Raw genomic sequence first — 26325 nt, 5'->3', positions numbered from 1 at the left:
TGTTCGTAACCGGACTGTCGTTCATAAGTGTGATGAACGACAAAAAGGGAATTGTTCGTAGCCGCACTGTCGTTCATAAGGCTGATGAACGACAAAAACGTGTATTGTTCGTAATCGGACTGTCGTTCATAAGTGTGATGAACGACAAAAAGGGAATTGTTCGTAATCGGACTGTCGTTCATAAGGGTGATGAACGACAAAAGAAGTAGTGTTCGTAGCCGCACTGTCGTTCATAAGGGTGATGAACGACAAAAGAAGTATTGTTCGTAGCCGCACTGTCGTTCATAAGTGTGATGAACGACAAAAAGGGAATTGTTCGTAGCCGCACTGTCGTTCATAAGGGTGATGAACGACAAAAAGGGAATTGTTCGAAATCGCACTGTCGTTCATAAGTGTAATGAACGACAAAACTGGTATCAATCGTAACCACACTGTCGTTCACCAAGAAAATGAACGACAAAACAAAACTCAGCAGGAAGAAAGATGTTCTTCATCACCAAGCTACTTTATACATTTACTGTTCTCCTAATTCAGCAACCATATCCCAAGAAGTTCCGTCGATTCCGATTTTCTTAAATCCAAATCTCTCGTATAAACGTAGAGCAGGATTGGAGGGGTCCACACTAAGTGAAATTCTCACATATCCTTTTGAAGCTGCTTGTAGCTTGATTTCTCTTAACAATTCTGATCCAATGCCTTTTCCTCTGAATTGTGGGAGAATGGCCATGCTGAGGATGGGGGTTTCCTCATCAACGTAACCATATGTTTTAGTCAAATCGTCGAAGAGGCGGATCCAAACAGCTCCAAGTTTCTTTCCGTTTGAATCAACAGCAAGTAGTGCTAGATCTCCGTGTCTTCCCCAGTCTTTGACGTAACTAGCCATCTTCGGTGTTTCAATAATACTGCGTGGGGGTTTTTCTGAATGTTCATCCACATAAACTGCTTCGTATAGCATATCCCAAAGAAAATGAACATCGTCTTTTGTTGCTTCTATTACTTTAATTGTCATTTAGATCAACTCGCTTTTTTTCAGTTAATATTCGCTACTTTTTGAAAAACTCCTTTTTATGCAAAAAAGTTTATAGTGGGACAAGCACGGGTAATACAGAAATGTATTCAAAAAGAGGAGGTTATCATTAACAATATGTCTAAGAATATTGCTGTTGTATTAACTGATTACTTTGAGGATATCGAATATACTGACCCAGCTAGAGCGTTTAAAGAACAAGGTCATTCTTTGACGACAATCGAAGATGTTAAAGGGAAAACAGTGACAGGAAAACAAGGTAAAGCAAGAGTGGAAATTGATGCTTCAATTAATGAGGTAGATTCTAGCCAATTTGATGCCTTGTTTATACCGGGTGGATTTTCTCCAGATCAACTAAGAGCGGACGAGAGCTATATCCGTTTTGCTAAAGAGTTCATGGAAGATCAAAAACCTGTTTTTGCGATATGTCATGGGCCACAATTGCTTATCTCTGCCGAATCATTAAATAATCGTGATGTTACTGGTTATCAATCCATTATGATTGATTTGAAAAATGCTGGTGCAAATGTACATGATAAAGAAGTTGTAGTTTGCAGCAACCAACTTGTAACAAGCAGAAAACCTGATGATTTACCTGCTTTTACTAGAGAATCATTAAAATTACTTTCTTAAATAAACGTTTGTTTAATATGCAATTGTAAAAACCCCCTTAACCAAAAGGGGGTTTACTTATTTTTTATTCTTCGTACTATCTTCAGTTGGCAAAGGATCAACACGATAGGAATCTTCAGAGTTAACAGCAGCTTTTAAGCCATATAGAACAAGGATAATTGAGGTAATGAGGAATCCACATAAACTGATTGTTGCTAACCACCAATTTAACATAAAAAAATCCCCCTCCTTGTTACATTCATATGTAAGTAGGGAAGGAGTCAGAATCAGATTATTGTCCTTTGCGAAGATTTCCTAATTCTTCTGCAATGGCTTGCATTTCATTAGGGCTGAAGGAATTTCTCTTCATAACATGCTCGTAAATATCTTTCAATTCTTCGTACATTTCTTCATTAAAATGAGAAGGTTTAATAGCACCTAGATTTAGAACTCTGAGTTTTTCTTTGATTTGCTCAATCATATACTCAACATTTTCAACTGACTTTTCAGTAAGGTTCATTCCCTTCAGTCCTTTCTCGGAATCGGTAATCGTTATAGTTATTGTAACATGAAATACTAGTACACATTCAAAAACTTGTTACTTAGTCCTAATTAAGTATATAATGCCGAATTGTATTTGATTAAGGAAAAATATTATCATAATAAGTAGAAATAATTGTTTTTAAAAGAAAACTATTGGGAAAAAGGTAAGGAGGATATAATGGTTAACATTTTATTTGTTTGTTTGGGGAATATATGCCGCTCACCAATGGCTGAAGCTGTTATGAGAGATTTAGTTAAGAAGGAGGGGCTAGAGGAGGCCATTCAAATTGATTCAGCTGGTACAGGAAACTGGCATACAGGGAAACAACTACATGAAGGGACTCGTCGTATTTTAGAGCATCATAACATCTCTTATGAAGGACAAAAGGCAAGACAGCTTACGAAAGAAGATCTATCTCAATATGATTATTTGATTGGGATGGATAATGAAAATATTGGGAATATTAGACGTCTAGCTGGATATCATTCAACAGGGAAAATTCAACGATTATTAGATTATGTGGAAGAGTCGGACATATTAGATGTTCCTGACCCATATTATACAGGTAACTTTGATGAAGTATTCGAAATGGTCCATAAAAGCTGTAGAAATTTATTAAACGAAGTGAAAACTTTACATAAACTTTAACGATAGGAGGTATGTTAGGTGGCAAATGAAAATAAGTTAATTAAAGGTATGGTTATCGGCGCCCTTGTTGGAGCAGCTGTTTCATTATTGGACAAACACACTCGTGAAGATGTTATTCAAGCTGGTAAAAATGTATCCTCGAAAATTAAAGGCTATGTTGATGAACCAACTACATTAACTAGCGAGGTTAAGCAAAAGATAGATAATGTAAAGGATAAAGTACAAGAAGTGTCAGAAGATCTTTCTTTTTTAAATGAAAAAGTGAAAGAGCTTAGAGAAACAACACCACAAGTTGTAGGATTAGTACAAGAAACAAAAGAAAGGTTCATTCCGAAACGAGATCAATCGTGAGGTGAATGCATGTTTAAAGAAGGTTCATTCCTAAAAGAATTAGTGAAAAGATTTACAAATGATGAGGTACCAGGCCTTTCTGCTCAGCTTTCTTATTTCTTTTTATTGTCGTTATTTCCTTTTCTCATCTTTTTAATCACATTGCTTGGTTATTTACCGATTTCTCAAGTAGATGTATTAAACACAATTAAACAGTTTGCTCCTGGGGAATCAATGCAATTAATAAATGATACGCTAAATCAAATTTTAAATGATAAAAATGGTAAGCTTTTATCATTTGGTATTATTGCAACTCTTTGGTCTGCATCCAATGGAATTAATGCTATCGTTCGAGCTTTTAATAAGGCATATGATGTAGAGGAAAGCCGCTCATTCTTTGTTGCAAGAGGGATGGCGATTTTACTTACAATGGCAATGGTTTTTGTCATTATTGTAGCCCTTTTATTACCTGTGTTTGGAAAAGAAATAGGCCTTTTTATTTTTTCTCATTTTGGTGTTTCGGCACAGTTTTTAACGATTTGGAATACTATGCGCTGGCTTGTTAGTGGAATTATACTGTTCATTGTGTTTACAGCTTTATATTTTGTTGCACCTAATAAGCGTTTGCATGTTAAGGATGGAGTTCCAGGTGCAATTGCTGCAACAATTGGCTGGATTGCTGTATCACTTGCATTTTCTTATTATGTTGGTAATTTTGCAAACTATAGTGCAACGTATGGAAGTATCGGAGGAATTATTGTCTTAATGGTATGGCTTTATTTATCAGGGATGATTATTATTCTTGGTGGTGAATTCAATGCACTGTTATATAAAAGAAAACATGCTTTAAAATAAATTACCAAATGTTTTAGTTCATATTGCTTCCCTAAAAGTGAAATAGTAATTAAGAAGACAAAAGTCTTTATTTTTATGAAAGTGGGGGATTCAACAATGGCAAAACATACAAAAAAAGGCGGAAGTCATAACAAGCAAAACTCTAAACAAAGTCCAAAACATAAAACAAGCGGTAGTGCTAACGGACAAAACGGTTATCATTAAAAAAAAAGGCTGGCTAGGATTAAAACCTAGTCAGCCTTTTTCTTCTAATCTTTATTAATTGTGGATAACACTTCGACATCCAGCTCCAGCACCTAGCCCCTCGAGGTCATAAGCAAGGCAAGGAACGCCTTCTATTCTAAATCGTCTTACGCTTGTCGGGTCTGAACGAGGCGCTTGCGCTTTTGTTCATTTACTCAGCATGCTCAAGACAGCTGTTATAAACGGTGCTGTAGATATGTTCAATATCAGCATCTGTCATATAAAGTAAAGAGTCTTTGTCAATTTCCTTCATTCTTTCAATAAATTCAATCATATTCTTACGTTCCTGTCTGTTCATCATTTCCCCATCTCCCTTTGGTTATTGTTATGGTACAGTTTATTGTTGTTAGTTGTATTATATAACAGATTATTAAAAATGTTCAAACCTTTTTTAAAAATTTTCAAAAAAGGCACTAGCAGGCTTTGAAAATAAAAAAGCTGACAAGATGTCAGCTTGAAAAATGATCCACGGAGGGCTTAGTAGATTTTTCTGTTGTTAGAATTGGTTTATAGATAGTAACGGCTATAAATATGAGTAACAACATACTGCTTATGATGAAGAAATAGCTAATATCGTTAGTGTATTTAATAAAAATACCACCTAAATAAGGGCCAGCTAGGCTGCCTACACTAAAGGCAACTCCACATAGGAGATTTCCGGTTGGGAGCAGGTTTTTTGGCATTAGGTCAGTCATGTAGCTGATTCCTAGTGAGAAGGTAGAGCCAACAACCATTCCAGATATGAATAAGCAAATAATAAGAGCAGTAGGAAAATTTTCAACAAAACTGGCTGTCGTAAAGCTCAAAAAACCAGTGAATAAGATAAACATTAACACAGTTCTTCTTCCAAATTTGTCACTTAAAATTCCAAGCGGAAGTTGAAATGTGATTGCTCCTATTGCAAAAGAAAACAGTAAAACAGAAATATTCGTTACATCAAGACCAATTCGGAGTGCGTAAACAGGAAAGCTACCGTTTAATGAGGATTCTAAAAATCCATAACCTAAAGGAGGTAAAAATGCAACCCATCCGTATTTCCATGCACTTTTAAATCGTTTCATTGTTTCTCTCATCGAATTAACCTCAATGGTTTGCTCAGGATAGTCGTTTTTTAAAAGAAACAATAGAGCCCAGCCTATAAAGCAAAGAACAGATGAAATAATAAAAGGCAATGCTTCGTTTATGTTAACGAGTGATGCGAGTAATGGACCTGCTGCAAAACCAACACCAAAAAATAGACCATACAGTGAAATGTTTCTTCCTCTTTTCTCCTCAGACGAAAATGAGGTAATCCAAGTTTGTGTACCAAAATGCAGGGCATGGTCACCAATTCCAATCAAAAGTCGTAGGCAAAACCAAAACCAAAAGGATTTCCATAATGGAAATAATGCAAGAGAGGAAGCAACGACTAAACCGCCGAGGATAATAATTGGTTTATAGCCAAACCGTTTTAATGGGTATTCCATAAAGGGAGATACTAAAAGAATCCCAATGTATAGAGCTGTTGCGTTTAAGCCATTTAAGTCTGAAGATAACCCACTATTTTCAAAAATAATAGCAATTAGTGGTAGAAGCATTCCTTGGCTAAACCCTGATATCCCGACAATAGAAACTAATATCCAAAAACGAACTCGTTGAGTATTCATGTAAGCACCTCTCATGATTTTAGAAAATAATTCTTAAATGCCAGTAATACTTTAAACCGAATAACAAAATTATACAAGAAAAATAAGAACATTACTTTTGTAATCGTCGTTTTTTAGATACAATAACTTAAAAACTGAGGTGAAGATAATGGAATTTAAAATGAAGAAAGAAGTTGGCTTTACAACAACAACAGAATATGGAGAATTGCATGTAGCGGGAGATGAAGCCTATGGATATAGACCATATCAACTAATGGTCGCATCAATTGCTGTTTGTAGTGGTGGTGTATTGCGGAAGATTTTAGCTAAGAAAAGAATAGAGATAGAGGATATAACGATATCTACTGATGTAGAACGTAATGAGGCTGAAGCAAATAAGATTGAAAAGATACATATTCACTATAAAATTAAAGGTCAAAATTTAAACGAAAATAAAATTCATCAATCAATTTTATTAGCTAGTAAAAATTGTCCAATGGCTCAGTCTGTTAAAGGGAGTATTGAGATTGAGGAAACATTTGAGTTGATTTAAAGTAAAAAGCCAGGTGAGTGATCACCTGGCTATATTTTTTATAATGACAGAATTTCCGGTTCACTTGAAGACTTTTCGAAATAACGATAAGAAGAAGGTGAAATTTTTAAAAGCATATAGTTAGGATCATCCGCACTTGGTATCCAATTTTTTAAGTGCTCATTCCAGAACCTTTCTTTAAGCTCTTTAGATTCCTCTACCATAACTGTTCCTTCCACTTCTACGTATGGATCGTCCCATCCATTACAATCATTTCCTAATAAAATATGAACATTAGGGTTTGTGTTAATATCCTCAACCTTGTGGGTATCTTTATTGGTAGCTGTATATAAAACTAAATCCTCGTTAAAAAACAGCATGAATCGAGAGAAAGGCTTGTTTTGACTGATAGTTGCTAATGTACCTACTTTATGATTTTGTACGACTTCAAGTAATTTATTTTTCAAATCCTCACTCATTGGATAAGCTCCTTTCTTTCCTCATACAATATAGTTGCGTATGTAAATAGCTTCGCACTATATTAATGTGCAATAAAACGATGGATTTCATTCATCTTTAATGTAAAGGAAGGTAAAGAGTTGAGAATTGGTGTTTATTTTTAAATAAAAAGAGACTCTGTGTATAATACACAGAGTCTTATAGTTTGTGTAGGACGAAACAGATAACTAGAGAAATTGGTAACGCTTGCAAAAAAGCGTTAATTTTCTAGGGACACTCTATCGTGTACCTATATGATACTATATTCTTCAAGCTTTGTAAATATTCTGTTTATTAATTTTACTATTTGTTTTAAAGTAATGTTTGTCCTCATATTTATTAGCATCTACTTAGAAAGGAACTAAAAGAATGAAGATTAGAATTGTATTTTATTTAATTGGGCTCTTCTTAATGGGTTTTGGTGTCACACTGACAATAAAAGCTGACTTAGGAGCTGGGGCTTGGGATGCCTTAAACGTTGGTCTGTCAAATGTTATTGGGTTAACAGTAGGAAGTTGGGTTATTATCATTGGGGTAATCTTAATATTTATTAACGCCTTAATCGTTAGAGGAAAACCTAAATTCCTAGCTGTGGTTACAATTTTATTAATAGGTTTTTCAGTTGATTTTTGGCTGATAGTAGTTATGAGCAACGTTCATTTAAGTACATTATTATTACAGGTAATATCTCTTATCGCAGGGATAATACTTATTTCCATTGGCGTAGCCATGTATTTGCAAACAAAATTTCCTGCTAATCCAATTGATCAACTGATGATCTCGTTGCATGAAAGGTTTCATTTGAACTTTATGATTGCTAAAACAATTGGAGAGGTTACCGCACTAATTTTAGCCTTTATTTTACAAGGACCCATTGGGGTAGGGACAATTATTATTACCTTTTTAATTGGTCCAATGATTCAATGGATAAATAAGCCTATGACGAAGAGGTATGAGTTATTGCTAAGGAGATAATAGAGAAATCACCTTGTTCAGAACTTTTTAGAAGTACTGATATAAAAATTTTGGATAAACCAATTCCCGATTGAAAACAATAATGATAAGCATGTTGAAAGGAGTAAAAACCATGAAAAGAAGATTGCTCATTTCTTTAGTTTTGCTTTTATCATTTAGTTTTTCAAGTGCTGTATTAGCAGAAGGGAAAACACAAAAGCCGAAGATGCCTGGTTCGGTAATGGATATTTCAAAGGAAAACACATATCCAAACCCCACTCAGGATTTACCTTATTTACAGCCAAGTGAGCTAACTCAGCAACTGATTGACACTGCAGAAGTTCCAATTGAGAATCCTGATTTGATTCGTATTTTAAATGAATCCACTATTTCTGATGCACCACTTGCCTTTGGGTATCGTGCCACTATTTATTTAGGTCAGTGGGCACTTAATTATGAATCAACTGAAACAGCAACAAATTGGGAGTATCAAAAAATAAACACAAATTATCAAGATAACCGTGGTGGAAAATCACAAATCCAAATGCATTATCGCCAGGAGGCACAAAAATCTGTTAAAGGTGGCTTAACCGCCAAAGTCCCTGAAGCAGAGCATGTTAAAAAAATGATGTTGTTAGAGGCAATGAGGAAAACCAATTTACCTTTAGCGTTTGAAACGATCATTGGGGCAGGAACAAAGAAAGATCAAGTGTATAATGTACCTCCCAAAAAATTAGGCTATTTATATGCCTATGCACCTGCAGTAAATGAAAAAGGAAAAGTAACGTACGGTGAAGTTTATTTAGTGTTAAAAGGTAATAAGAAAAGCATTGTTGTGAAAAATGTAACATCACAAGGAATTGGTGCTTGGATTCCGCTACAAGATCATGCTTCCTTTGGATTTGTTACGTCTGATCAACCTAGATAGGCGTTTTAAAAAAATCAGTACCATCTTTTAGGTACTGATTTTTTCATTTTGGTTTAATGTAATTCTTTCTTCTGCTAACTGAATTCCCTCATCAAAAAGAGCCTTAGCAATGATTTTTCTTGCTTCCTTTGCCGCATTCCAATAATGCTGGTCATCAACTAAACCGATTACTGCATATTCGTATCCCCGGTAATTAGCATTTAAAGAGGTGATTCCGAATAAGTGAAAGGGCTCAATAATTGTGTTAGAAACATCTCTTTTTAAGTAGTCTCCCAATTCTTGATTTAGTTTTTCACAGGTGTGTTCTAGGACTGTCCACACTTTCTCTGGATCCTCCCTAAAGCTTGTAACAACACGCTCAATAACTCGCATCCGATCTATATTATAGTTATGAATTTGCTTTATTTCACCGTTACTAATAGTTAGTAATTTTCCACTCCATTCTCGTACCTTTAAAGAACGGAGGCCGATTTCTTCAACAGTACCATTAAATGTGTTGTTGATTGTAATAAAATCACCTTGATGAAGCTGTTTTTCATAAATTAAAAACATTCCTGCTAAAATGTCCTTTATTAAGCTTTGTGCTCCAAACCCGATGACAATACCTGCCACACCGGCACCTGCTAGGATGGATCCGAAATTTTCAACAAATAAAGAAATAATGTATAAGATGAAACCTATAGTTGCGGCATATCTTGTAACAGATCTAATCAAACTTTCAATTGTTTTTTCTTTTCGTTCTTCTATAAAATCTGTTCGCTGAAAGAACTTTCTTATAAAGAAATTGATAATAAAAACACTCACTGCTAAGAGAATAGCAACAATAATTACTTTTAGTAACTCATATTCTTTTAAAAATGCTACTACCTGTTCCATCTTCTCACCCTATATATTCGATTTTCTTTTTGTAAAATCTATATCTTGGTAATAACTATTTTTAACAAGTACATTAGGTCCTAGACATTGAACTGCTGGACAGTGACAATTTAATGATTTAGCAAGGTTTGTATTCATCCAGTTTGAATAGGCAGATTGTAGAGTGTTATGCTGAATATTCCCGAGTGGCGGAGTATCGCCAAAGTCAGTCACGATAATATCTCCATTAAAGATATTTACATTAAGTCTTGAACGTCCATCAGGATCATTTCGTACCGTAACATTTTTGCTTTCACGTAAACGTTGGATGAGTTCTAAGTCCTCTTCATTTTGACTGCAAGCATAAAATGGTAAGGTTCCAAACAACATCCATACAGTTTCATCCCGAAAATTTAATAACTGATGAATTGCTTTTCTCATTTCTGGAAGAGAAAGAGTTTCTAAGGCACTTGCAAAATCACTTGGATACATTGGGTGAATTTCATGACGCTGACAAAGCATGTCTTCAACAATCTGCTTATGTATTTTCTCCATGTAAGGAAGTGTTCGTTTATTAAGCATCGTTTCAGCAGATACAATTACACCAGCCTTTACTAAAGCTCGGCTATTCTCAATCATTCGATCAAATAAAGCAGCTCTTTGTTGGTAAGTTGGCTTTCGGTCCATAACAGCAAACCCGACCTCGACGAATTCATCAATTGTTCCCCAGTTATGAGATATATGTAAAACATCAAGGTAAGGAATAATTTTTTCGTAACGCTTTAAATCCAAGGTTAAATTTGAATTAATTTGTGTACGTATACCGCGTTCATGGGCATACTTAAGGAGAGGCACCACATACTGTTCAACAGATTTTAATGAAAGCATCGGCTCTCCACCTGTAATACTTAAAGAACGTAATGTTGGTACTTCATCTAATCTTTTTAGCAGCAGATCAATAGGAAGTGCTTTTGGATCTTTAGGTTGTAAGGTATAACCAACTGCACAATGCTCGCATCTCATATTACAAAGAGTTGTTGTGGTAAATTCAATATTGGTTAACGTCATTTCGCCATACTGCTCTATATCTAAATAAGCTTCCCATGGATCATATGAGGTTGTTATTGCTTTTAATGGTTTTAGTGCATTCATAATGTTTGCTCCTTCTTAAAAGGGTGAAAATGATCTATACATTCGCTTATTTTAACAGAAACCTAAAGGGAGAACATCCATTAATTCTGATAGTTATACTTGTCAAAGAATTGTAAATCATCTACGATACATGTATCTGAAAGGAGAGAAACAATGGGTAACGCAGTACACGATAAGGATTCTCAACTATCCTATTTGAAAAATCGCCTAAATATGTTTTTAGAAGTCATTGACTCGATGGATCCCGAATCGACAGATGTAGACGATGTTGATCGTTTAATTCAAATGCTTGATGATCTTGAACTAAAGCATAATCAGTTTAAAAAAGATTGGAAAGAATGAGCTGGCACTAATTGTGTCGGCTTTTTTTAATGGCATTGCATACCAAAAGAAATCCTGAAAACGCTTCTTTTCAATAAATCGCTTGAGGAGTATAATAAAAATTGTGGGAAAAGACCGAAAGTTTACTAAATTAGTAGTGATTAGTGTAGGCACATCCTTGATTGCTGAGCTTTCACACTAGGGGGAGAATCGAGATGGAGAACTTTTATGAAAGCATGTATCAATTAATAGTAGAAACTTCGACTAACTTACCAAAAGACGTAAGAAGAGCAATTGCAGCAGCAAAATTAAAAGAAAATGCTGGAACACGCTCAGCGATGTCTCTTGCAACGATTACAAATAATATTAAAATGGCTGATGATAATGTTTCTCCAATTTGCCAGGATACAGGCTTACCTACCTTTAAAATAAAAGTGCCGGTATCGGCTAATCAGATTGATATGAAAAAGCAAATTAAACGCGCAATCGAACAAGCTACAAAAGATGGAAAGTTAAGACCAAATTCTGTTGACTCTATTTCTGGTGATAATAGTGGGGACAACCTTGGAGAAGGAACCCCTGTTATTAAATTTGAACAATGGGAAAACGATTATATTGATGCCCGCCTCATTCTAAAAGGGGGAGGTTGTGAAAATAAAAATATCCAGTATAGTCTTCCTTGTGAGCTTGAAGGATTAGGAAAAGCAGGCCGTGACTTAGACGGAATTCGTAAGTGTATTATGCATTCTGTATATCAAGCACAAGGACAAGGTTGTAGTGCCGGCTTCATCGGTGTTGGAATTGGTGGAGATCGTACAAGTGGTTATGAGTTGGCGAAGGAACAGCTGTTTAGAAGAGTTGATGATGTGAATGAACGTGAGGAGTTACGTCAACTTGAAGAATATGTTATGGATAATGCCAATGAGTTAGGAATTGGAACAATGGGCTTTGGTGGTGAAACAACATTACTAGGTTGTAAGGTTGGGGTTATTAACCGTATTCCAGCTAGTTTCTTTGTTTCGGTTGCCTATAATTGTTGGGCATATCGCCGTTTAGGTGTATACATTGATCCAAAAACAGGTTCAATCAATGAGTGGTTATATCAAGACGGAGAAGAAGTAGATTTTTCTCAAGATGAGGTTGCGGCAACTCATGAGCAAAGCGAACAATCAAGAGAAGTAGTCCTTGAAGCGCCTATTACAGAAGAAAAAATAAGAGAGCTAAAGGTCGGGGATGTTGTTCGTATTAACGGAATGATGTATACAGGTCGTGATGCGATTCATAAATACTTATCCGAAAATGATTCGCCTGTTGATTTAAATGGTCAAATTATTTATCATTGTGGTCCTGTTATGTTAAAAGATGAAGATGGAAACTATCATGTGAAAGCTGCTGGTCCTACAACTAGTATTCGTGAAGAGCCTTATCAAGGTGATATTATGAAGCGCTTTGGTATTCGTGCTGTTATCGGAAAAGGCGGAATGGGACCGAAAACATTAAAAGCACTTGGGGAGCATGGTGGTGTTTACTTAAACGCAATTGGTGGTGCAGCACAATACTATGCTGATTGTATCAAATCAGTTGAAGGTGTAGATCTTATGCAATTTGGAATACCTGAGGCTATGTGGCATTTGAAAGTAGAAGGTTTTACTGCTGTTGTTACAATGGATTCTCATGGTAATAGCCTACATGCAGATATTGATAAAAGCTCACTTGAAAAACTAGCTCAATTTAAAGAGCCTGTATTTAAATAAACGTTTGATTAGAGGAGACCTTGGTATGTTGCCAGGGTCTTCTTTTTGATTATTGTGAGGTCAATAGAAGAAATATTATGAACATTAAAGAAGTATTTCATTGTAAATTATCTGTAAAATAGGAAGATTTTTCCGTAACATTCATTTATAATCAATCCTTGGGTGCTTACGTTACTATAGGCACACTATTCCATAGGAAAATAGGTTTGGTGAACGGGGGGAAAGCTTTGCTTAAGTTTATTGTAAAGCGAAAGATTTTAGTAAGTTTAGTAACAGTTTTAGTGTTAATCGTAGGAAGCTATTCGTTATTAAAGCTGGACAAAGAATTAATGCCATCCATTAATTTTGATGGTGCGTATGTGGATGTGAGTGCTGGTGAAATGTCTGCAATTGAGGTGGAGAGGACCATCACGAATCCACTGGAACAAAGCATCCAAGGTATTGATGGAGTTGAAGAGGTTAGCTCCACAACTTCAATTGGAAGAAGTGGTCTTAATATTACAATTGAAACAGGTCGGGGTGATGAAGTTTCAAAGGAAATTGAATCTGTCGTCCAATCAACAACAGCAAATATTAGCGGCATTGATGAAGTTGTCACAGATCAAATAGGAACAAGTTCTACTTATGAGTTCTATATGGATGTGTCAAATGGTGAAATGGAAGAGATGACGGCTTTCGCTGAAGAAATTTTAGAGCCACGACTAGAAGAACTTCCGGAAGTAAGGGATGTTTCTTTGGCTGGAATTCAAGAACATGAAATGGTTATTGAGTTTGATCGCGAAAAAGTTCAGGAAAAAGGTTTGGATATCTCACAAATTAGTACGGTTATAGGGCAGGCTAATAGTGAGGCAACATTAGGAGAATTAAGTGAAGATCAAAACGCGCCTTCATTACGTTGGAATACAAAGTTAGAATCTGTAGAGGATGTAGAAAACATTCAAATTATGACCCAAACAGGTGCTGTTGAATTGAAAGAGGTAGCTGATGTATCAATAGACCCTAAGGAAAACTCATCATTTGTTTGGAAAAACGGTACAAAAGATTTTGTCTTTGTACAAATCGGACGAGTGGCGGATGTTACTCAAATTGAAATGGCTGAAGCAATAAGGGCAGAAATCAAAGAAATAAAAGATGAAGGTTTAGTAAAAGATTTTGAATTAAATGAAATGGTTGCACAAGCTGACTATGTTAAGGAATCGATTGATGGAGTTTCAAGTAATATCGTTATCGGTGGTGTTATCGCAGTTATTATTCTATTACTATTTTTACGCAACGTGAGAGCCACGATCATTGTCGGACTCTCTATTCCAACATCGATCTTACTCACGTTTTTAGCGATGTGGGCATTAGATTATAGTTTAAATATGTTAACGCTAATTGGCTTAGGTTTAGGGATTGGAATGATGGTTGATTCGTCTATTGTTATTCTCGAATCTATTTATAGGAAAAAAGAACAAGGACTGAAACCATTAGAGTCTGTTGTGGAGGGGACAAAAGAAGTTGCCTCAGCTGTAATTGCGTCGATGCTAACAACAATTGTTGTTTTCCTACCTATTGGTTTGTTAGGCGGAGAAATGGGGCAATTTATGATCCTTCTATCAGTGGTTGTCTCTGCTACATTGATTAGTTCTGTTATTGTCTCTTTTACCCTTATCCCGAGTTTATCTGAGAACTTTTTAAAGCTAGGGAAAAAACAGGTGAAAAAGGAAGGACGATTGTTAAAAGGTTATAGCAAATTTGTATCTTGGGTTGTTACGAAAAAAAGAAACAGCTTTATCATGGTCGGAATTTTCTTTTTGATGTTTGTTGGTTCTTTTTTCTTAGTGTCTAAAATTCCGATGACCATTATGCCTGATGTTTATAACCGCTATTCAGAGCTGATGGTTGATTTGGAAACAGGTGTGTCTGTCGAGGAAAAAGAAAAAATCGTTGAACAAATTAACGAAAGTCTCTCTAAGATTGAGGACGTTGAACAAAATTATGTGATGGATAATGGCTCTATGCTTTATACCATTATTAATATGACCAAAGGTGATGACATCGTAAAAGGACAAAAAGAAGTCAATGAGGAAATATTAAGCTCCTTACGAACAATCCAAGAGGATTACCCTATTGAAGGTATTCAAACAGCTACTTCAACAGGTGGAGGTTACCCTGTTCAAGTGTTAATTAAAGGTGAAAGCTTTGATGAGCTAAAAGAAATTGCAGATAAATTCTCTAGTGAATTAGAGCAAATCGAAGGTATTGTGGCTGTGAAAAACTCTATTGAGCGAACTTCTGTTGAAGAAGTTGTGCAGTTAAAAGAGGGTGCAATTGAAGATGCGGGATTATCCTCATCACAGGTTAGACAATTTATTGAGCAGGCCTTTTTAAATGTGCCACTGGGTGAGGTTACGGTCGAGGAAGAAAATGTTCCCCTTATAATGAAGTGGAATGAAAGTACAAATAATAAGGATGCTCTGTTAAAATTAAAAATTCCTACAAATGATGGAGAAAAGAGTCTTTCGAGCTTTATTGAACTAGTAAGTGTTGATACTCCAAATGAAATTTCTCATGATGAAGGAGATCGTTTCATCACGGTTTCGGCAGATATTAAGGATACAGATCTAGGAACAATCAATCGAGAAGTTCAATCTTTAATAGAAGATTTTAAAACGCCGACTGGTTACAATGTATCGGTTGCGGGTGATTTGGAGCAGCAACAAGAACTTATCCAAGATATGATTCTAATCCTAGCTATTTCAATATTCCTGGTTTACCTTGTTATGGCTGTTCAATTTAATAATTTGGCTCATCCTCTAGTTGTGATGTCCATTATACCTATGACTATTGTGGGCGTTATAGCAGGGCTATTCATTACACAACGTGAGTTAAGCATTATGTCAGGAATGGGGATTGTCATGTTAATAGGAATCGTTCTAAACAATGCAATCCTGCTTATTGATCGTACAAATCAATTACGTAAAGAAGGATATAGTGTGACTGAAGCTATCGTGGCAGCAGGAAAAGATCGAATCCGACCGATTTTTATGACAACTTTAACAACAGCAGGAGGAATGCTTCCACTTGCATTAGCATCAGGTACATCTGGAAACTATCAGGCTCCAATGGCTACAGCGATTATTTCTGGGTTATTATTTGCAACATTGATTACATTAGTACTTATTCCAGCTGTTTACCGTATTTTTAACAGTATCGGCAATGGTTTTAATCGTTTTTCTAAGAAAAAGAATAAAAAAGAAAAGATTGTTGAGGAAATCGCTAGCTGATGATTGAAACCCTTCATTTATTTGAAGGGTTTCTTTATGGTAGTTTTTTTCAGTATTGAAATTCTCTCTTTAACAACACTATAAATAATAACAAGAATGAGGAGAGAGTTTATGAAAAAATTGATCGTTGTTTTGACGCTTTTTTGCTTATGTTTTATTTCGATGAATTCTGTTTCTGCCGTTTCAAATAAGCCTATTCATTGGGGATTTAAAAAGAGTCGAAATCATGAACCTGCAACTGCTGGTAAGGAATTAGATGAATTGCTTTCAAAATATGGTGGCTTTTATATAGGTGATACAACGAAAAAAGATATCTACCTAACATTTGACAATGGTTATGAAAATGGGTATACACCTAAAGTTCTTGATGTTCTTAAAAAGCAAAAGGTGCCTGCAACATTTTTTGTTACAGGACATTATCTTGATTCAGAGCCTGAACTAGTAAAGCGAATGGTTAATGAAGGTCATATTGTCGGAAATCACTCATGGTATCATCCGGACCTAACAACTCAAAGTGATGAAGAATTTAAGAAAGAATTAGAATCTGTTCGTATCAAAGTAGAAGAACTGACAAGTCAAAAAGGCATGAGCTATCTTAGACCTCCAAGAGGGATTTTTAGTGAAAAGGTGCTTGTCAAAGCTGAAGAGCTTGGTTATACTTCCGTTTTTTGGTCACTTGCGTTTGTTGACTGGAAAGTAGACTCTCAAAAAGGCTGGAAGTACTCATATGATAATATTATGAAGCAAATTCATCCCGGTTCTATTATTTTGCTTCATACTGTATCAAAAGATAATGCTGAGGCATTGGATCATGCAATTGAAGAATTAAGGAAACAAGGCTATACCTTCAAAAGCCTAGATGATTTGATGATAAATAAAATGATGGATCATCCATATTTACTTTCCCTTTGATGCAATCAAAGGGTTTTTTTCCTTTTCCGTAGGTTCCTTATTTTAAAATGATATAATAAAAATAAAAGAAGATGAGGAAGAAAAAGCATGTGGATGGAAATCATAACATGTAAAGGTCCATATCATTTTGATTCAGTTCTAGATCGTCTATCATTGGATCCTATCATACATATTAATAAGGATGAACAATTGGTCAGAGTCCCTTCCGTTATAGAAGGAAAGTCATATGTACTTAATGTAAGAGCAATTGGAACAGTTAAAGAACCTGCTTTTGAACTATGTGGTACTGATAAAACGATTAAGGAAGAGGCTATAAGGCGAATTAGAAGGATATTTCAGTTTGACTTTTCTTTGAATGAGGTAATGAGTCATTTTCATCAAACAAATCTTTCTAGAATCTTTCAGCAACATGAAGGGACACCAATTGTGTTAGAATTTGATTTTTATAGCTGTTTAATGAAGTGTATTATCCATCAACAGTTAAATTTAGCTTTTGCTCATACATTAACATCTAGATTTGTGAAAGAGTTTGGATATCAAATAGAGGGTGTTTGGTTTTACCCTACACCAGAGACAGTAGCCGGGTTGGAATATGATGACTTAAGGGCATTACAATTTAGCGGTAGAAAAGCAGAGTATGTAATTGATACCTCAAGACTTATTGCAGACGGAAAGCTCAATCTAATGGAGTTGGACTTGCTCCCAGAAGAAGAATTGATGAAGGATTTAGTAAAAATACGTGGTATTGGTCCATGGACCGTGCAAAACTTCATGCTTTCTGGTCTTGGACGTCCTAACCTATTTCCAAAAGCCGATATTGGTATACAAAAAGCAATTCAAAAGCATTTTAACCTTGAGAAAAAACCAACTAGTGATGAAATGGACGAATATAGCAAAGAGTGGTCTCCTTATTTAAGTTATGCCACGTTATATTTATGGAGAAGCATTGAGTAGAAACGGAGCGTTAAATATGAAAGAAAAGAAACAGGCGCAAACCAGCCAAATTAAAATTTCAAAGGGACAAACTTTCCCGCTAACAATAAAGCGTTTAGGGATTAATGGTGAAGGTGTAGGCTACTTTAAACGACAAGTTGTCTTTGTCCCTGGAGCACTGCCTGGTGAAGAAGTATTAGTAGAAGCGACTAAGATTCAACCAAAGTTTGCGGAGGGAAAAGTAAAAACAATACGAAAGAAATCCCCATTCCGTGTTAAGCCGCCTTGTCCAATTTACGAGGAATGTGGTGGCTGTCAGCTTCAACATTTAGCCTATGATCAGCAACTGAAGGAAAAGCGTGATATTGTTGTTCAATCTATGGAGAGACATACAAAATTAAAAATCTCCTCTTTGGATATTCGTCAGACTATCGGTATGGAAGACCCGTGGAACTACCGAAACAAAAGTCAATTTCAAGTTGGGCAGCAAAAGGGCAAAGTAATTGCAGGGCTATACGGGTTGGATTCACACCGCCTTATTCCTATTCAAAATTGTATGGTTCAGCATCCACTAACAAATAAGGTATCTGAAGGGGTAAAGCAAATTCTCGAAGACTTCCAAGTGCCAATTTATGATGAACGAAAGAGAAAAGGGATTGTAAGAACTATTGTGACACGTGCCGGTTTTCAAACAGGAGAAGTACAGGTCGTTTTAATTACAACACAAAAAGAAGTACCGCGTAAAAAGTTAATTATGGCTGAAATCCAAAAAAGGTTTCCTGAAGTAAAATCTCTTGTTCAGAATATAAATGGAAACAAAACATCCCTTATTTTTGGAGAAAAAACATTACATCTAAGTGGAGAAGAAGTTATTCAGGAAACGTTAGGGGACTTGAGCTTCGAACTTTCAGCAAGAGCATTCTTTCAACTGAATCCTGTTCAAACTGTAAAGCTTTATGATGAAGTAAAGAATGCAGCAAGCCTTACCGGCAATGAAAAAATTGCTGATGCATATTGCGGAGTAGGAACAATTGGCTTGTGGTTAGCAAAGGGTGCGAGTGAAGTGCGAGGAATGGATACAATTGAAGCAGCTGTTATTGATGCACAAGAAAATGCTCATAGACACGGTATTGAAAATGCAACCTATGTAACAGGCACTGCAGAGCACTGGCTGCCAAAATGGGTGGAGGAAGGCTGGCGACCAGACGTTGTTGTGGTGGATCCCCCACGTACGGGCTGTGATCAGAAATTATTAGATGCGATTAGAAAAGTGAAGCCGAAGAAATTTGTTTATGTTTCATGCAATCCTTCCACACTTGCGAAGGATATTGATTATTTGAGTAAGGACTATAAAGTTGAGTATATTCAGCCTGTGGATATGTTTCCGCATACGGCGCACGTGGAATGTGTTTCACAGCTTGTACTAAGAAATGGTAACTAATATCTTTTAGACGATTTTTACCAGGTAGAACTCAAAGAGTTTATACCTGGTTTTTTTGTTCGCTAATAAAATGTTAAAAATGGATGTAGAAATTTAGAAACGTGTCCGTATTATCCTCCACACCCAAAAGATTGGATAATAAAGGTAGTTGATGGTATATTATGAAATAGTTGTATAGTCGTATTTTGATAGATAATGGTAGGTGAGTTAGATGTTCAAGGAAAAAGTAATGCTGGTAGAAGATGATCGTGATATTCGTGAGGTTTTGCAATTATACCTTCTAAAGGAAGGGTATTCTGTCATTCATGCTGAAGATGGCCCAACAGCATTACAATTAGTAGAAACGGAAAAGCCTGACATCATCGTTTTGGACGTAGTACTTCCGCGGATGGATGGGTTTGAGGTATGTCGTTTACTTCGTCAAAAGACGAATATTCCTATCTTGTTTTTAAGCTCAAAGGAAGAAGAATTTGATAAGATATTGGGTCACAAAATTGGTGGGGACGATTACATTACTAAACCTTTTAGCCCAGCTCTTGTAACAGTGAAAATTCAAGCCCATCTACGTCGTCATCATAATATTGATCACCAATTAAGGCCTGTGAAGGAGCAGGTTTTGCAAAAAATAGAATATCCAGGATTAATTATAGATAAAGTAAGCTGTGTTGTAAAAGTGAAGGGTGCAACTGTCCCTTTGTCTACAAAGGAATATCAACTCCTTTGTTTGTTAGCAGAACATCCTAATCGTGTTTATAGTGTTGAAGATTTATTTGAACTAATCTGGGGGGAAGAAAGCCTAGGTGACCACCGTACAGTTATGGTTCATATAAGTAATTTACGCAAAAAAATTGAACCTATACCAGCCGATCCTATGTATATTGTCACAGTTAGAGGGATGGGGTATAAATTCATTGCTTCTCAGGAGTGAGTTATTTATTTTTAAAAAAGTCGTGTATTTCTTCGGGAGTCATGCCAAGGTTTTTTGCTTCCAAGATGAGCTGTACCCATTCCTGGTCTATTTCTTGATTAGAATTACTGCCATTCAATAGATTCGTATTTTCCATCTCCAAACCTCCATGAACATTCCTACATAAATATAATAATGTTAAAACTATAAGGTCTGTTTAAGATTACTTAAAGTTTTGTTAAAGAATTGGAAATTCCTAAAAGGATGACAATAATGAACAGAATGCCGATATTAAATGACTACAAATTAATTAATATTGAAGTTGAAAATAGTAAATCAATTATCTACAAAGCATATTCATTAGAAGAAAAAAAGCTTGTTCTATTAAAGACCATGAAACAACCAACCCCTACCCCGCACGAAACTGCATCCAGCATACATGAATTTTACATAACAAAAGAAATGAATATGAATGAAATTATCCGCCCAGTCAAAATAGAAAGTTATTTAAATGAACCAATCTTAGTTTTGGAATATTTCTCTGGTGTTACCATGAGAGACTTTCTTAAAACTCAAAGGAAGGATATTTTAGAATTTCTTTCTATTGCAGTTAAACTAGCATCTGCTTTAATAAATGTACATCAGCATCAGATCATCCACAAAAATATAAATCCTGAAAATATAATACTTAATACATCAAATGGGAAATTAAAGATTACGGGATTTAATCATGCAACAAAACTAAAAAAGGAAAACCAAAATAATAGTTTAACTCCATATGAACTTGAAGGTCATCTTGCTTATATTTCTCCGGAGCAAACTGGTAGAATGAATCGGTCTGTAGATTATAAAGCAGATTTATATTCTCTTGGTGTTTTATTTTATGAAATGTTCACAGGAATTCTGCCTTTTACTAGTAAAGAGTCAATTGAGTTGGTGCACGCGCACTTGGCAAAAACTCCTCAAAATCCAATTTCACTAAACGATAATATTCCAGAAAGTCTTTCTAATATTATTATGAAGCTTTTAGCGAAAATTCCAGAAGAAAGATATAAGAGTGCATTTGGGCTACGGGAAGACTTAAAGAAGTGTATGGATCAACTTCGGCTTTTCGGTGAGATAGAAGTATTTCAGCTTGGACAGGATGATCCACTTAATGTCTTTGAGATAGATGGAAAGCTATATGGAAGAAGCGTAGAAATTGAAAAATTAAAATTGGCATTTAATAAGGTGAGTACAGGACATTCTGAATTAGTATTAATTCAAGGACATTCGGGAATAGGGAAAACTGCGCTTGTAAATGAAATCCAAATTCCACTTGTTAGAGAAAAAGGCTACTTTATATCAGGTAAGTTTGATTTACTCCAAAGACAGAAGCCATACTCACCAATACTTTCTGCATTCAAATCATTAATAAGAAAATTATTGACTGAAGGAGATGCAAGGATTCAGAACTGGAAAACAGCCATTGAACGTGAACTATTAGGGAGTGCTTCTATTATTACATCACTGATCCCGGAATTAAAATGGATAGTAGGGAGCGATAATTCTCAGGAAGAGGAGTTTTCTGTTAAGGATACGCATCTACGATTTCATTTGGTCTTCCAAAAATTTGTGAATGTATTCGCTACAAAGGACCACCCGTTAGTTCTATTCCTTGACGATCTTCAGTGGGCAGATACAGCATCATTGGCATTGATTGAATATTTACTAACACACATAGATTGTCGTTACTTTTTATTAATTGGGGCTTATCGCGATAATGAGGTTGGAATTGAACACCCATTTACGGAAACCATTCATAATCTCGAAAAGAAGAAAGTTGCGATCTCAACAATTCCTTTAACTCCACTAAAGGAAAGTGTTGTTTGTCAGTGGGTGGAAGAAACAATTATGAATGATGAAAAAGAGGCTGGAAAACTAGCTGAACTAATGTTCAGAATTACCCAAGGAAATCCGTTTTTTATTAAACAGCTTTTTCAATCTTTTTATGAAGATGAAACAATCTTCTTTAATGCAAATTTAGGCAAATGGACGATTCAGTTTGATATGGTAATGAAAGCCTTAGAAAAAGAAACGATAGTTGACTTAATGGTAAAAAGGATAGAGCAACTTCCAATGGAAACCCAGGCTATACTAAAACTAGCTTCGTGCATAGGTAATGAATTCGATTTAAAAACATTATCAATTATTTGTGAAGAAGAATATGATAGGATCGGAAAACAACTATGGTCGGCTCTTGAAGTAGGGTTAATTTTACCAGAAGATTTAACTTATAAATGGATATATCCGGAAGGTCATAATCATTTCATAGATAATCAACCACCCGCATATCGATTCTTACATGATAGGGTTCAGCAAGCTATTCATTCTATGATGATTAAAGAAGAGCGAGAAAAGACACATCTTAAAATCGGAAGACTTTTAATCAGGTTTGGAGCAGGTAATGAATCTTTATTTGAAATTGTTAATCATTTAAATATTGGAAGAATGTATCTAAATAAGAATGAATCGATATCTTTAGTTGAAAGGAATGTAAAAGCCGGTGAACATGCAAAAGCATCAGCTGCTTTTAAGGAGTCACTGGAATATTATAAAATAGCACACGAATTACTTGGTGAAGCATGGGAAACAAATTATGATTTAACAACACGGTTAATGACAGGTCTTGGTGAATGTCAATATTTAAACAGTCAATTTGATGAATCAGAATCTACATTTAACAAAGTGTTGGAACGTGTAAAAACAAAACATGAAAAGTTAAAAATTTATAACCTTAAAGTTGTTCTTTATACACATGTTCATCGGGTACAAGAGGCTGTAGAATCAGGAATTGCAGGATTAAGACTATTTGGATGGAATATAAATCGTAATCCAAATAAGAGATTTGTTGCAAAAGAGTTTTTTTTCGTTAAAGCAGCTCTATGGGGGAAAAGTGCAGAAGATTTAATGAAGCTTCCCGAATTATTAGATCAAGAAAAAAGATTATTATTAAATACAATGATAACGATGAATGCACCTTCTTTTCACGTGGATCAAAATTTAGCAACTATTTTAATGCTAAGAGCATTCCGTTTTTCTCTAAAAAACGGAATCACTGATATCACGTCTTTAGTAGTTAATAATTACGCACTTATTTTAAGTGCTGGTTTTAGTGACTATGATCATAGCTATGAGTTCGGTAAGCTTGCTATTGAACTTGCTGAAGGTTCCGGGGATCCAGGGTTAAAAGGAAGAGTGTATTTTGTTTATGGTAGCTTTATTAATCATTGGAAGCACCACATTAAAGATAATTTACAATACTTGAAATGGTCGCAGAACTTTTGCATAGAGGCAGGAAATATTCACCTTGCTGGAGCAAATAGTTCTTTTATCGCGATTACACTGTTTATGATGGGAGATCATTTAAAGGATGTACTTGCTGGTATTAAGAATCAACGCATATTTATAGATAGAATCGGTTATGTCATTTCGAAAGGATTTTTAAATGAACTGATTCAATGGATCGACATCTTAATGAACGAAAAAGCTAAATCAAATTGGGATTTTGAACAAGTTTTAGATGATGATTCGGCCAAGATCATTCATTATACGTTAAGGCTACAGTTGTCTTATTTGTTTAATGAAGAGAATTTTGCGAGGGCTTTAATCAATCATTTAGATAGATTAGTAAGTAATCGATTAACTCTGGTTATTATATCTGAGTATTATTTTTATGATTCTCTTTGGGCTTCACGATTATATGATAAGTCGAACTCATCAAATAAAAAGTTACTTTATAAAAGACTCAAAAAAAATATCAAGAAACTCGGAAAATGGGCAAAGCTTTGTCCGGAAAATTATCTTCATAAATGGAAACTATTAAAAGCTGAATTAGCAAGAATAGATCACAATCATTCTGTTGCCAGAGATGAATATGACGCAGCTATTCAGTTAGCAAAGGAAAACAACTTTGTTCAAGATGTTGCTATTAGTAATGAAGCTGCAGGTTATTATTATTTTTCAAGAGGTCTTGAAAGCTTAGCTGGTGCTTATTTGACAGAAGCATACCGTACGTACATTAAGTGGGGTGCGTATGCAAAAGCCCTTAAATTACAAAAGGAATTCGATAGCTTCATTATTAATGTAGAAAAAAGCAGTCCTGATTTTCAGATTTCTCATTTAGATTTTGATGCTTCATTAAAAGCCTCCCAAACGATATCGAGTGAGATTATCCAAGAAAATCTGGTGAAAAAGTTAATGGATATTACAATGCGAAATGCTGGTGCAGAGCGCGGAATGCTTCTGCTTAATAGGGAAAAACAATTAACTGTGGCGGCTGCAGCAAATGTTGATAGCGAAATAGATGAAGAGTTATCCTTTCATATACTAGAAGAAAACAAAGTGGTCCCTGAAATGATTATTAAATATGTAGTTAATAGTAGGGAGGCTGTTGTATTAAATGATGCAACAGTAGAAGGTATGTTTACAGGTGATCCATATGTGATTGCCAAAAAGCCAAAGTCTATTTTATGTCTACCAACAATTTATAAAGGAAATGTAAATAGTGTCTTATACCTTGAGAATAATCAAACAACATACGCGTTTACTCAAGAAAGAATAAGATTTTTAACTTTTCTTTCTACACAAGCTGCAATTTCTATAGAAAATGCAGAACTTTACGGAAATCTTGAAGGAAAAGTAAAAGAGCGTACAAAAGAGTTTGAAAAAGTCAACAAATACCTTGAACGAGCAAATAGTGAACTTGCTAGAGCAGAACAAGAACGTAGGCATTTGTTATCGAATATATCACATGATTTACGAGCCCCTATTACAACGGTAAAGGGGTATGTTGAGGCGATATTGGATGGATTAGTAGAAACAGAAGAACAAAGGGATGCGTATTTGAGGAGATGTATTGAAAGAATAGATGGGTTGAATGTGATGATTAATGACTTATTTGAACTTGCCCAATTAGAGTCTGGACAAATCAATTTTACGTTTGACATTGTCCCAATTGATCAATTAATTAAACATTTATGTGGCCAATATGAATACGATGTAAAAAGTAAGGGCTTCTTCTTTAATGTAATAATTGAAGAAATCAATGAAGAAACATATCCAATGGTTTCGGTGGATGTAAAAAGATTTAATCAAGTTTTTTCAAATATACTTATAAATGCTATGAATCATACAGAAACAGGGGGGATTTCAATTTCTTTAAGATTTGATAAAGACCTTGGTGATGCCTTTATTAAAATAGAAGATAGCGGGGAAGGTATTTTGGAGGAAGATCTTCCTTATATATTTGATCGAAACTTTACGAGATCAAGAAAAGGTAATGGACTCGGATTAGCAATTTGTAGAGAGATTATTCTTTTGCACAAGGGGCGAATATGGGCAGAAAGTATACACGGTAAAGGTTCAATTTTTTGTATTCAATTACCGGTATTTCAGGTAGATCAACTAATAAGGTAAAAGAAAATACTGACCACCTGGAAGTGTATTATTAGGGCTGTGTGGTCAGTTTTCAACTTGCTACTCCGGGAGTTTTCTTTATGAATAACTATTAGAGAAATTATAAAGTGTAGAGACGTTTGAGAATGGGTTTAATAATAGAACTTCTTTACATTTTTTACGAATAGAAAAAAATGATCTAAGACACTTGACTTCTACGAATCGTGGTGATAAGATATCACTTGTCGCTAATTAAAGGCGATAAGAACTTGATTTTATACCAGATATAGTTGATGCAATATATTGTCCGAAAAAACTCCATTAGTTATTGACTTCTATGAAATTTAGTGATAAACTATTCTAAGTAGTCGAGATGTGTTGAAGACGAAAAATATATTATTGACTAAAACTTCTTCTTAGAAGTTGACAAGTGAGAAGACGTGTGATAAGATACTCCTTGTCGTTAAAACATTAGTTCTTTGAAAACTAAACAAAACAGAAACGTCAACGTTTTAAAAAGATTTAATTATGAGCTTTATCAACTCTTTA

General features: G+C 35.2%; 25 protein-coding genes. 16 read left to right on the top strand and 9 right to left on the bottom strand.

Annotated features, from left to right (window positions below; genetic code table 11):
* The coding region (locus ACEWK1_RS10565) for a hypothetical protein (protein WP_416636200.1) at positions 1-209 on the top strand (209 nt) is incomplete at its 5' end.
* Between the two features lie 305 nt (positions 210-514).
* On the opposite strand, the gene ACEWK1_RS10560 is transcribed toward ACEWK1_RS10565, so the two are convergent.
* Positions 515-1009 (bottom strand): GNAT family N-acetyltransferase, encoded by a 495-nt coding sequence (locus ACEWK1_RS10560; RefSeq protein WP_416636198.1) that lies wholly within the window; start codon positions 1007-1009, stop codon positions 515-517.
* 135 nt (positions 1010-1144) lie between these two features.
* Between ACEWK1_RS10560 and ACEWK1_RS10555 the strand changes: the two genes are divergently transcribed.
* Complete coding sequence (locus ACEWK1_RS10555; protein WP_416636196.1) at positions 1145-1660, top strand: type 1 glutamine amidotransferase domain-containing protein; 516 nt, start codon at positions 1145-1147, stop codon at positions 1658-1660.
* A 57-nt stretch (positions 1661-1717) separates the two neighbouring features.
* Here ACEWK1_RS10555 and ACEWK1_RS10550 read toward each other — a convergent pair whose 3' ends face one another.
* Together ACEWK1_RS10550 and ACEWK1_RS10545 are read right to left on the bottom strand one after the other, a co-directional pair.
* Complete coding sequence (locus tag ACEWK1_RS10550; protein ID WP_162987531.1) at positions 1718-1873, bottom strand: hypothetical protein; 156 nt, start codon at positions 1871-1873, stop codon at positions 1718-1720.
* 58 nt (positions 1874-1931) lie between these two features.
* Positions 1932-2159, bottom strand: coding sequence for a DUF1128 domain-containing protein (locus ACEWK1_RS10545; protein ID WP_416636194.1), 228 nt, complete (start codon positions 2157-2159; stop codon positions 1932-1934).
* 201 nt (positions 2160-2360) lie between these two features.
* Between ACEWK1_RS10545 and ACEWK1_RS10540 the strand changes: the two genes are divergently transcribed.
* The 3 genes from ACEWK1_RS10540 to ACEWK1_RS10530 are packed head-to-tail and all read left to right on the top strand — an operon-like array spanning position 2361 to position 4016.
* Positions 2361-2831 (top strand): low molecular weight protein-tyrosine-phosphatase, encoded by a 471-nt coding sequence (locus tag ACEWK1_RS10540; RefSeq protein ID WP_416636192.1) that lies wholly within the window; start codon positions 2361-2363, stop codon positions 2829-2831.
* 18 nt (positions 2832-2849) lie between these two features.
* Entirely contained in the window at positions 2850-3182 is a 333-nt protein-coding gene (locus tag ACEWK1_RS10535) for a YtxH domain-containing protein (RefSeq protein WP_121664438.1), read from the top strand.
* 9 nt (positions 3183-3191) lie between these two features.
* Positions 3192-4016, top strand: coding sequence for a YihY/virulence factor BrkB family protein (locus ACEWK1_RS10530; RefSeq protein WP_416636190.1), 825 nt, complete (start codon positions 3192-3194; stop codon positions 4014-4016).
* A gap of 394 nt (positions 4017-4410) precedes the next feature.
* On the opposite strand, the gene ACEWK1_RS10525 is transcribed toward ACEWK1_RS10530, so the two are convergent.
* Together ACEWK1_RS10525 and ACEWK1_RS10520 are read right to left on the bottom strand one after the other, a co-directional pair.
* Complete coding sequence (locus ACEWK1_RS10525) at positions 4411-4557, bottom strand: BH0509 family protein (protein ID WP_121665164.1); 147 nt, start codon at positions 4555-4557, stop codon at positions 4411-4413.
* 151 nt (positions 4558-4708) lie between these two features.
* The gene (locus ACEWK1_RS10520) at positions 4709-5905 is read right to left on the bottom strand and encodes an MFS transporter (protein ID WP_416636188.1); all 1197 of its coding nucleotides are present in this window, start codon (positions 5903-5905) and stop codon (positions 4709-4711) included.
* Between the two features lie 148 nt (positions 5906-6053).
* Between ACEWK1_RS10520 and ACEWK1_RS10515 the strand changes: the two genes are divergently transcribed.
* Positions 6054-6437: an OsmC family protein gene (locus ACEWK1_RS10515; RefSeq protein WP_121664441.1), complete on the top strand. Its 384-nt coding sequence runs from the start codon at positions 6054-6056 to the stop codon at positions 6435-6437.
* Positions 6438-6475: 38 nt separating this feature from the next.
* Here ACEWK1_RS10515 and ACEWK1_RS10510 read toward each other — a convergent pair whose 3' ends face one another.
* Positions 6476-6895, bottom strand: coding sequence for a pyridoxamine 5'-phosphate oxidase family protein (locus ACEWK1_RS10510; protein ID WP_251397841.1), 420 nt, complete (start codon positions 6893-6895; stop codon positions 6476-6478).
* A gap of 388 nt (positions 6896-7283) precedes the next feature.
* On the opposite strand from ACEWK1_RS10510, the gene ACEWK1_RS10505 reads away from it, so the two are divergent.
* Positions 7284-7889, top strand: coding sequence for a YczE/YyaS/YitT family protein (locus ACEWK1_RS10505; protein ID WP_251397838.1), 606 nt, complete (start codon positions 7284-7286; stop codon positions 7887-7889).
* 112 nt (positions 7890-8001) lie between these two features.
* Entirely contained in the window at positions 8002-8796 is a 795-nt protein-coding gene (locus ACEWK1_RS10500) for a YfkD famly protein (RefSeq protein ID WP_251406919.1), read from the top strand.
* A 27-nt stretch (positions 8797-8823) separates the two neighbouring features.
* Here ACEWK1_RS10500 and ACEWK1_RS10495 read toward each other — a convergent pair whose 3' ends face one another.
* Together ACEWK1_RS10495 and yfkAB are read right to left on the bottom strand one after the other, a co-directional pair.
* Positions 8824-9672, bottom strand: coding sequence for a mechanosensitive ion channel family protein (locus tag ACEWK1_RS10495; protein WP_416636185.1), 849 nt, complete (start codon positions 9670-9672; stop codon positions 8824-8826).
* A 9-nt stretch (positions 9673-9681) separates the two neighbouring features.
* Entirely contained in the window at positions 9682-10803 is a 1122-nt protein-coding gene (gene yfkAB / locus ACEWK1_RS10490; RefSeq protein WP_251397832.1) for a radical SAM/CxCxxxxC motif protein YfkAB, read from the bottom strand.
* Between the two features lie 153 nt (positions 10804-10956).
* Here yfkAB and ACEWK1_RS10485 point away from each other — a divergent pair, with 153 nt between their 5' ends.
* The 7 genes from ACEWK1_RS10485 to ACEWK1_RS10455 all read left to right on the top strand — a co-directional run bounded on the left by ACEWK1_RS10485 (position 10957) and on the right by ACEWK1_RS10455 (position 20361).
* Positions 10957-11145 carry an SE1561 family protein gene (locus ACEWK1_RS10485; RefSeq protein ID WP_098799272.1) on the top strand — a complete coding sequence of 63 codons (189 nt, stop codon included), beginning with the start codon at positions 10957-10959 and terminating at the stop codon, positions 11143-11145.
* 194 nt (positions 11146-11339) lie between these two features.
* Positions 11340-12878, top strand: coding sequence for a fumarate hydratase (locus tag ACEWK1_RS10480; RefSeq protein WP_251397830.1), 1539 nt, complete (start codon positions 11340-11342; stop codon positions 12876-12878).
* Between the two features lie 227 nt (positions 12879-13105).
* On the top strand, positions 13106-16147 hold the full coding sequence (locus ACEWK1_RS10475; protein WP_212138029.1) for an efflux RND transporter permease subunit: 3042 nt from the start codon (positions 13106-13108) through the stop codon (positions 16145-16147).
* A 162-nt stretch (positions 16148-16309) separates the two neighbouring features.
* Complete coding sequence (gene pdaA, locus ACEWK1_RS10470) at positions 16310-17059, top strand: delta-lactam-biosynthetic de-N-acetylase (RefSeq protein ID WP_232273869.1); 750 nt, start codon at positions 16310-16312, stop codon at positions 17057-17059.
* An 87-nt stretch (positions 17060-17146) separates the two neighbouring features.
* Positions 17147-18013: a DNA-3-methyladenine glycosylase family protein gene (locus tag ACEWK1_RS10465; RefSeq protein WP_212138027.1), complete on the top strand. Its 867-nt coding sequence runs from the start codon at positions 17147-17149 to the stop codon at positions 18011-18013.
* A 16-nt stretch (positions 18014-18029) separates the two neighbouring features.
* Entirely contained in the window at positions 18030-19433 is a 1404-nt protein-coding gene (gene rlmD, locus ACEWK1_RS10460; protein WP_212138026.1) for a 23S rRNA (uracil(1939)-C(5))-methyltransferase RlmD, read from the top strand.
* Between the two features lie 211 nt (positions 19434-19644).
* Positions 19645-20361 carry a response regulator transcription factor gene (locus ACEWK1_RS10455; RefSeq protein WP_121664452.1) on the top strand — a complete coding sequence of 239 codons (717 nt, stop codon included), beginning with the start codon at positions 19645-19647 and terminating at the stop codon, positions 20359-20361.
* Between the two features lies 1 nt (position 20362).
* Here the strand turns inward: ACEWK1_RS10455 and ACEWK1_RS10450 are convergent, their stop codons facing one another.
* Positions 20363-20497, bottom strand: coding sequence for an anti-repressor SinI family protein (locus tag ACEWK1_RS10450; protein WP_121664453.1), 135 nt, complete (start codon positions 20495-20497; stop codon positions 20363-20365).
* A gap of 116 nt (positions 20498-20613) precedes the next feature.
* Here ACEWK1_RS10450 and ACEWK1_RS10445 point away from each other — a divergent pair, with 116 nt between their 5' ends.
* A complete protein-coding gene (locus ACEWK1_RS10445) occupies positions 20614-25797 on the top strand; it encodes an ATP-binding sensor histidine kinase (protein WP_212138025.1) in 5184 nt (1727 codons plus the stop codon).
* Positions 25798-26325: the final 528 nt, after the last annotated feature.

Origin of the sequence: Metabacillus sp. YM-086 (assembly GCF_048059995.1) — a bacterium.
Lineage (GTDB): Bacteria > Bacillota > Bacilli > Bacillales > Bacillaceae > Metabacillus > Metabacillus litoralis_B.
This window is presented reverse-complemented; position numbering and strand designations above follow the sequence as displayed.

What these genes read in the sequence shown, in the direction of transcription:
- ACEWK1_RS10555 (WP_416636196.1), top strand. Translation starts at nt 1,145, where the DNA reads ATGTCTAAGAATATTGCTGTTGTATTAACTGATTACTTTGAGGATATC.
- ACEWK1_RS10510 (WP_251397841.1), bottom strand. Translation starts at nt 6,895, where the DNA reads ATGAGTGAGGATTTGAAAAATAAATTACTTGAAGTCGTACAAAATCAT.
- ACEWK1_RS10525 (WP_121665164.1), bottom strand. Translation starts at nt 4,557, where the DNA reads ATGAACAGACAGGAACGTAAGAATATGATTGAATTTATTGAAAGAATG.
- ACEWK1_RS10545 (WP_416636194.1), bottom strand. Translation starts at nt 2,159, where the DNA reads ATGAACCTTACTGAAAAGTCAGTTGAAAATGTTGAGTATATGATTGAG.
- ACEWK1_RS10530 (WP_416636190.1), top strand. Translation starts at nt 3,192, where the DNA reads ATGTTTAAAGAAGGTTCATTCCTAAAAGAATTAGTGAAAAGATTTACA.
- ACEWK1_RS10515 (WP_121664441.1), top strand. Translation starts at nt 6,054, where the DNA reads ATGGAATTTAAAATGAAGAAAGAAGTTGGCTTTACAACAACAACAGAA.
- ACEWK1_RS10550 (WP_162987531.1), bottom strand. Translation starts at nt 1,873, where the DNA reads ATGTTAAATTGGTGGTTAGCAACAATCAGTTTATGTGGATTCCTCATT.
- ACEWK1_RS10445 (WP_212138025.1), top strand. Translation starts at nt 20,614, where the DNA reads ATGAACAGAATGCCGATATTAAATGACTACAAATTAATTAATATTGAA.
- ACEWK1_RS10560 (WP_416636198.1), bottom strand. Translation starts at nt 1,009, where the DNA reads ATGACAATTAAAGTAATAGAAGCAACAAAAGACGATGTTCATTTTCTT.
- yfkAB (WP_251397832.1), bottom strand. Translation starts at nt 10,803, where the DNA reads ATGAATGCACTAAAACCATTAAAAGCAATAACAACCTCATATGATCCA.
- ACEWK1_RS10540 (WP_416636192.1), top strand. Translation starts at nt 2,361, where the DNA reads ATGGTTAACATTTTATTTGTTTGTTTGGGGAATATATGCCGCTCACCA.
- ACEWK1_RS10455 (WP_121664452.1), top strand. Translation starts at nt 19,645, where the DNA reads ATGTTCAAGGAAAAAGTAATGCTGGTAGAAGATGATCGTGATATTCGT.
- ACEWK1_RS10500 (WP_251406919.1), top strand. Translation starts at nt 8,002, where the DNA reads ATGAAAAGAAGATTGCTCATTTCTTTAGTTTTGCTTTTATCATTTAGT.
- rlmD (WP_212138026.1), top strand. Translation starts at nt 18,030, where the DNA reads ATGAAAGAAAAGAAACAGGCGCAAACCAGCCAAATTAAAATTTCAAAG.
- ACEWK1_RS10505 (WP_251397838.1), top strand. Translation starts at nt 7,284, where the DNA reads ATGAAGATTAGAATTGTATTTTATTTAATTGGGCTCTTCTTAATGGGT.
- ACEWK1_RS10495 (WP_416636185.1), bottom strand. Translation starts at nt 9,672, where the DNA reads ATGGAACAGGTAGTAGCATTTTTAAAAGAATATGAGTTACTAAAAGTA.
- ACEWK1_RS10485 (WP_098799272.1), top strand. Translation starts at nt 10,957, where the DNA reads ATGGGTAACGCAGTACACGATAAGGATTCTCAACTATCCTATTTGAAA.
- ACEWK1_RS10520 (WP_416636188.1), bottom strand. Translation starts at nt 5,905, where the DNA reads ATGAATACTCAACGAGTTCGTTTTTGGATATTAGTTTCTATTGTCGGG.
- ACEWK1_RS10450 (WP_121664453.1), bottom strand. Translation starts at nt 20,497, where the DNA reads ATGGAAAATACGAATCTATTGAATGGCAGTAATTCTAATCAAGAAATA.
- ACEWK1_RS10480 (WP_251397830.1), top strand. Translation starts at nt 11,340, where the DNA reads ATGGAGAACTTTTATGAAAGCATGTATCAATTAATAGTAGAAACTTCG.
- pdaA (WP_232273869.1), top strand. Translation starts at nt 16,310, where the DNA reads ATGAATTCTGTTTCTGCCGTTTCAAATAAGCCTATTCATTGGGGATTT.
- ACEWK1_RS10465 (WP_212138027.1), top strand. Translation starts at nt 17,147, where the DNA reads ATGTGGATGGAAATCATAACATGTAAAGGTCCATATCATTTTGATTCA.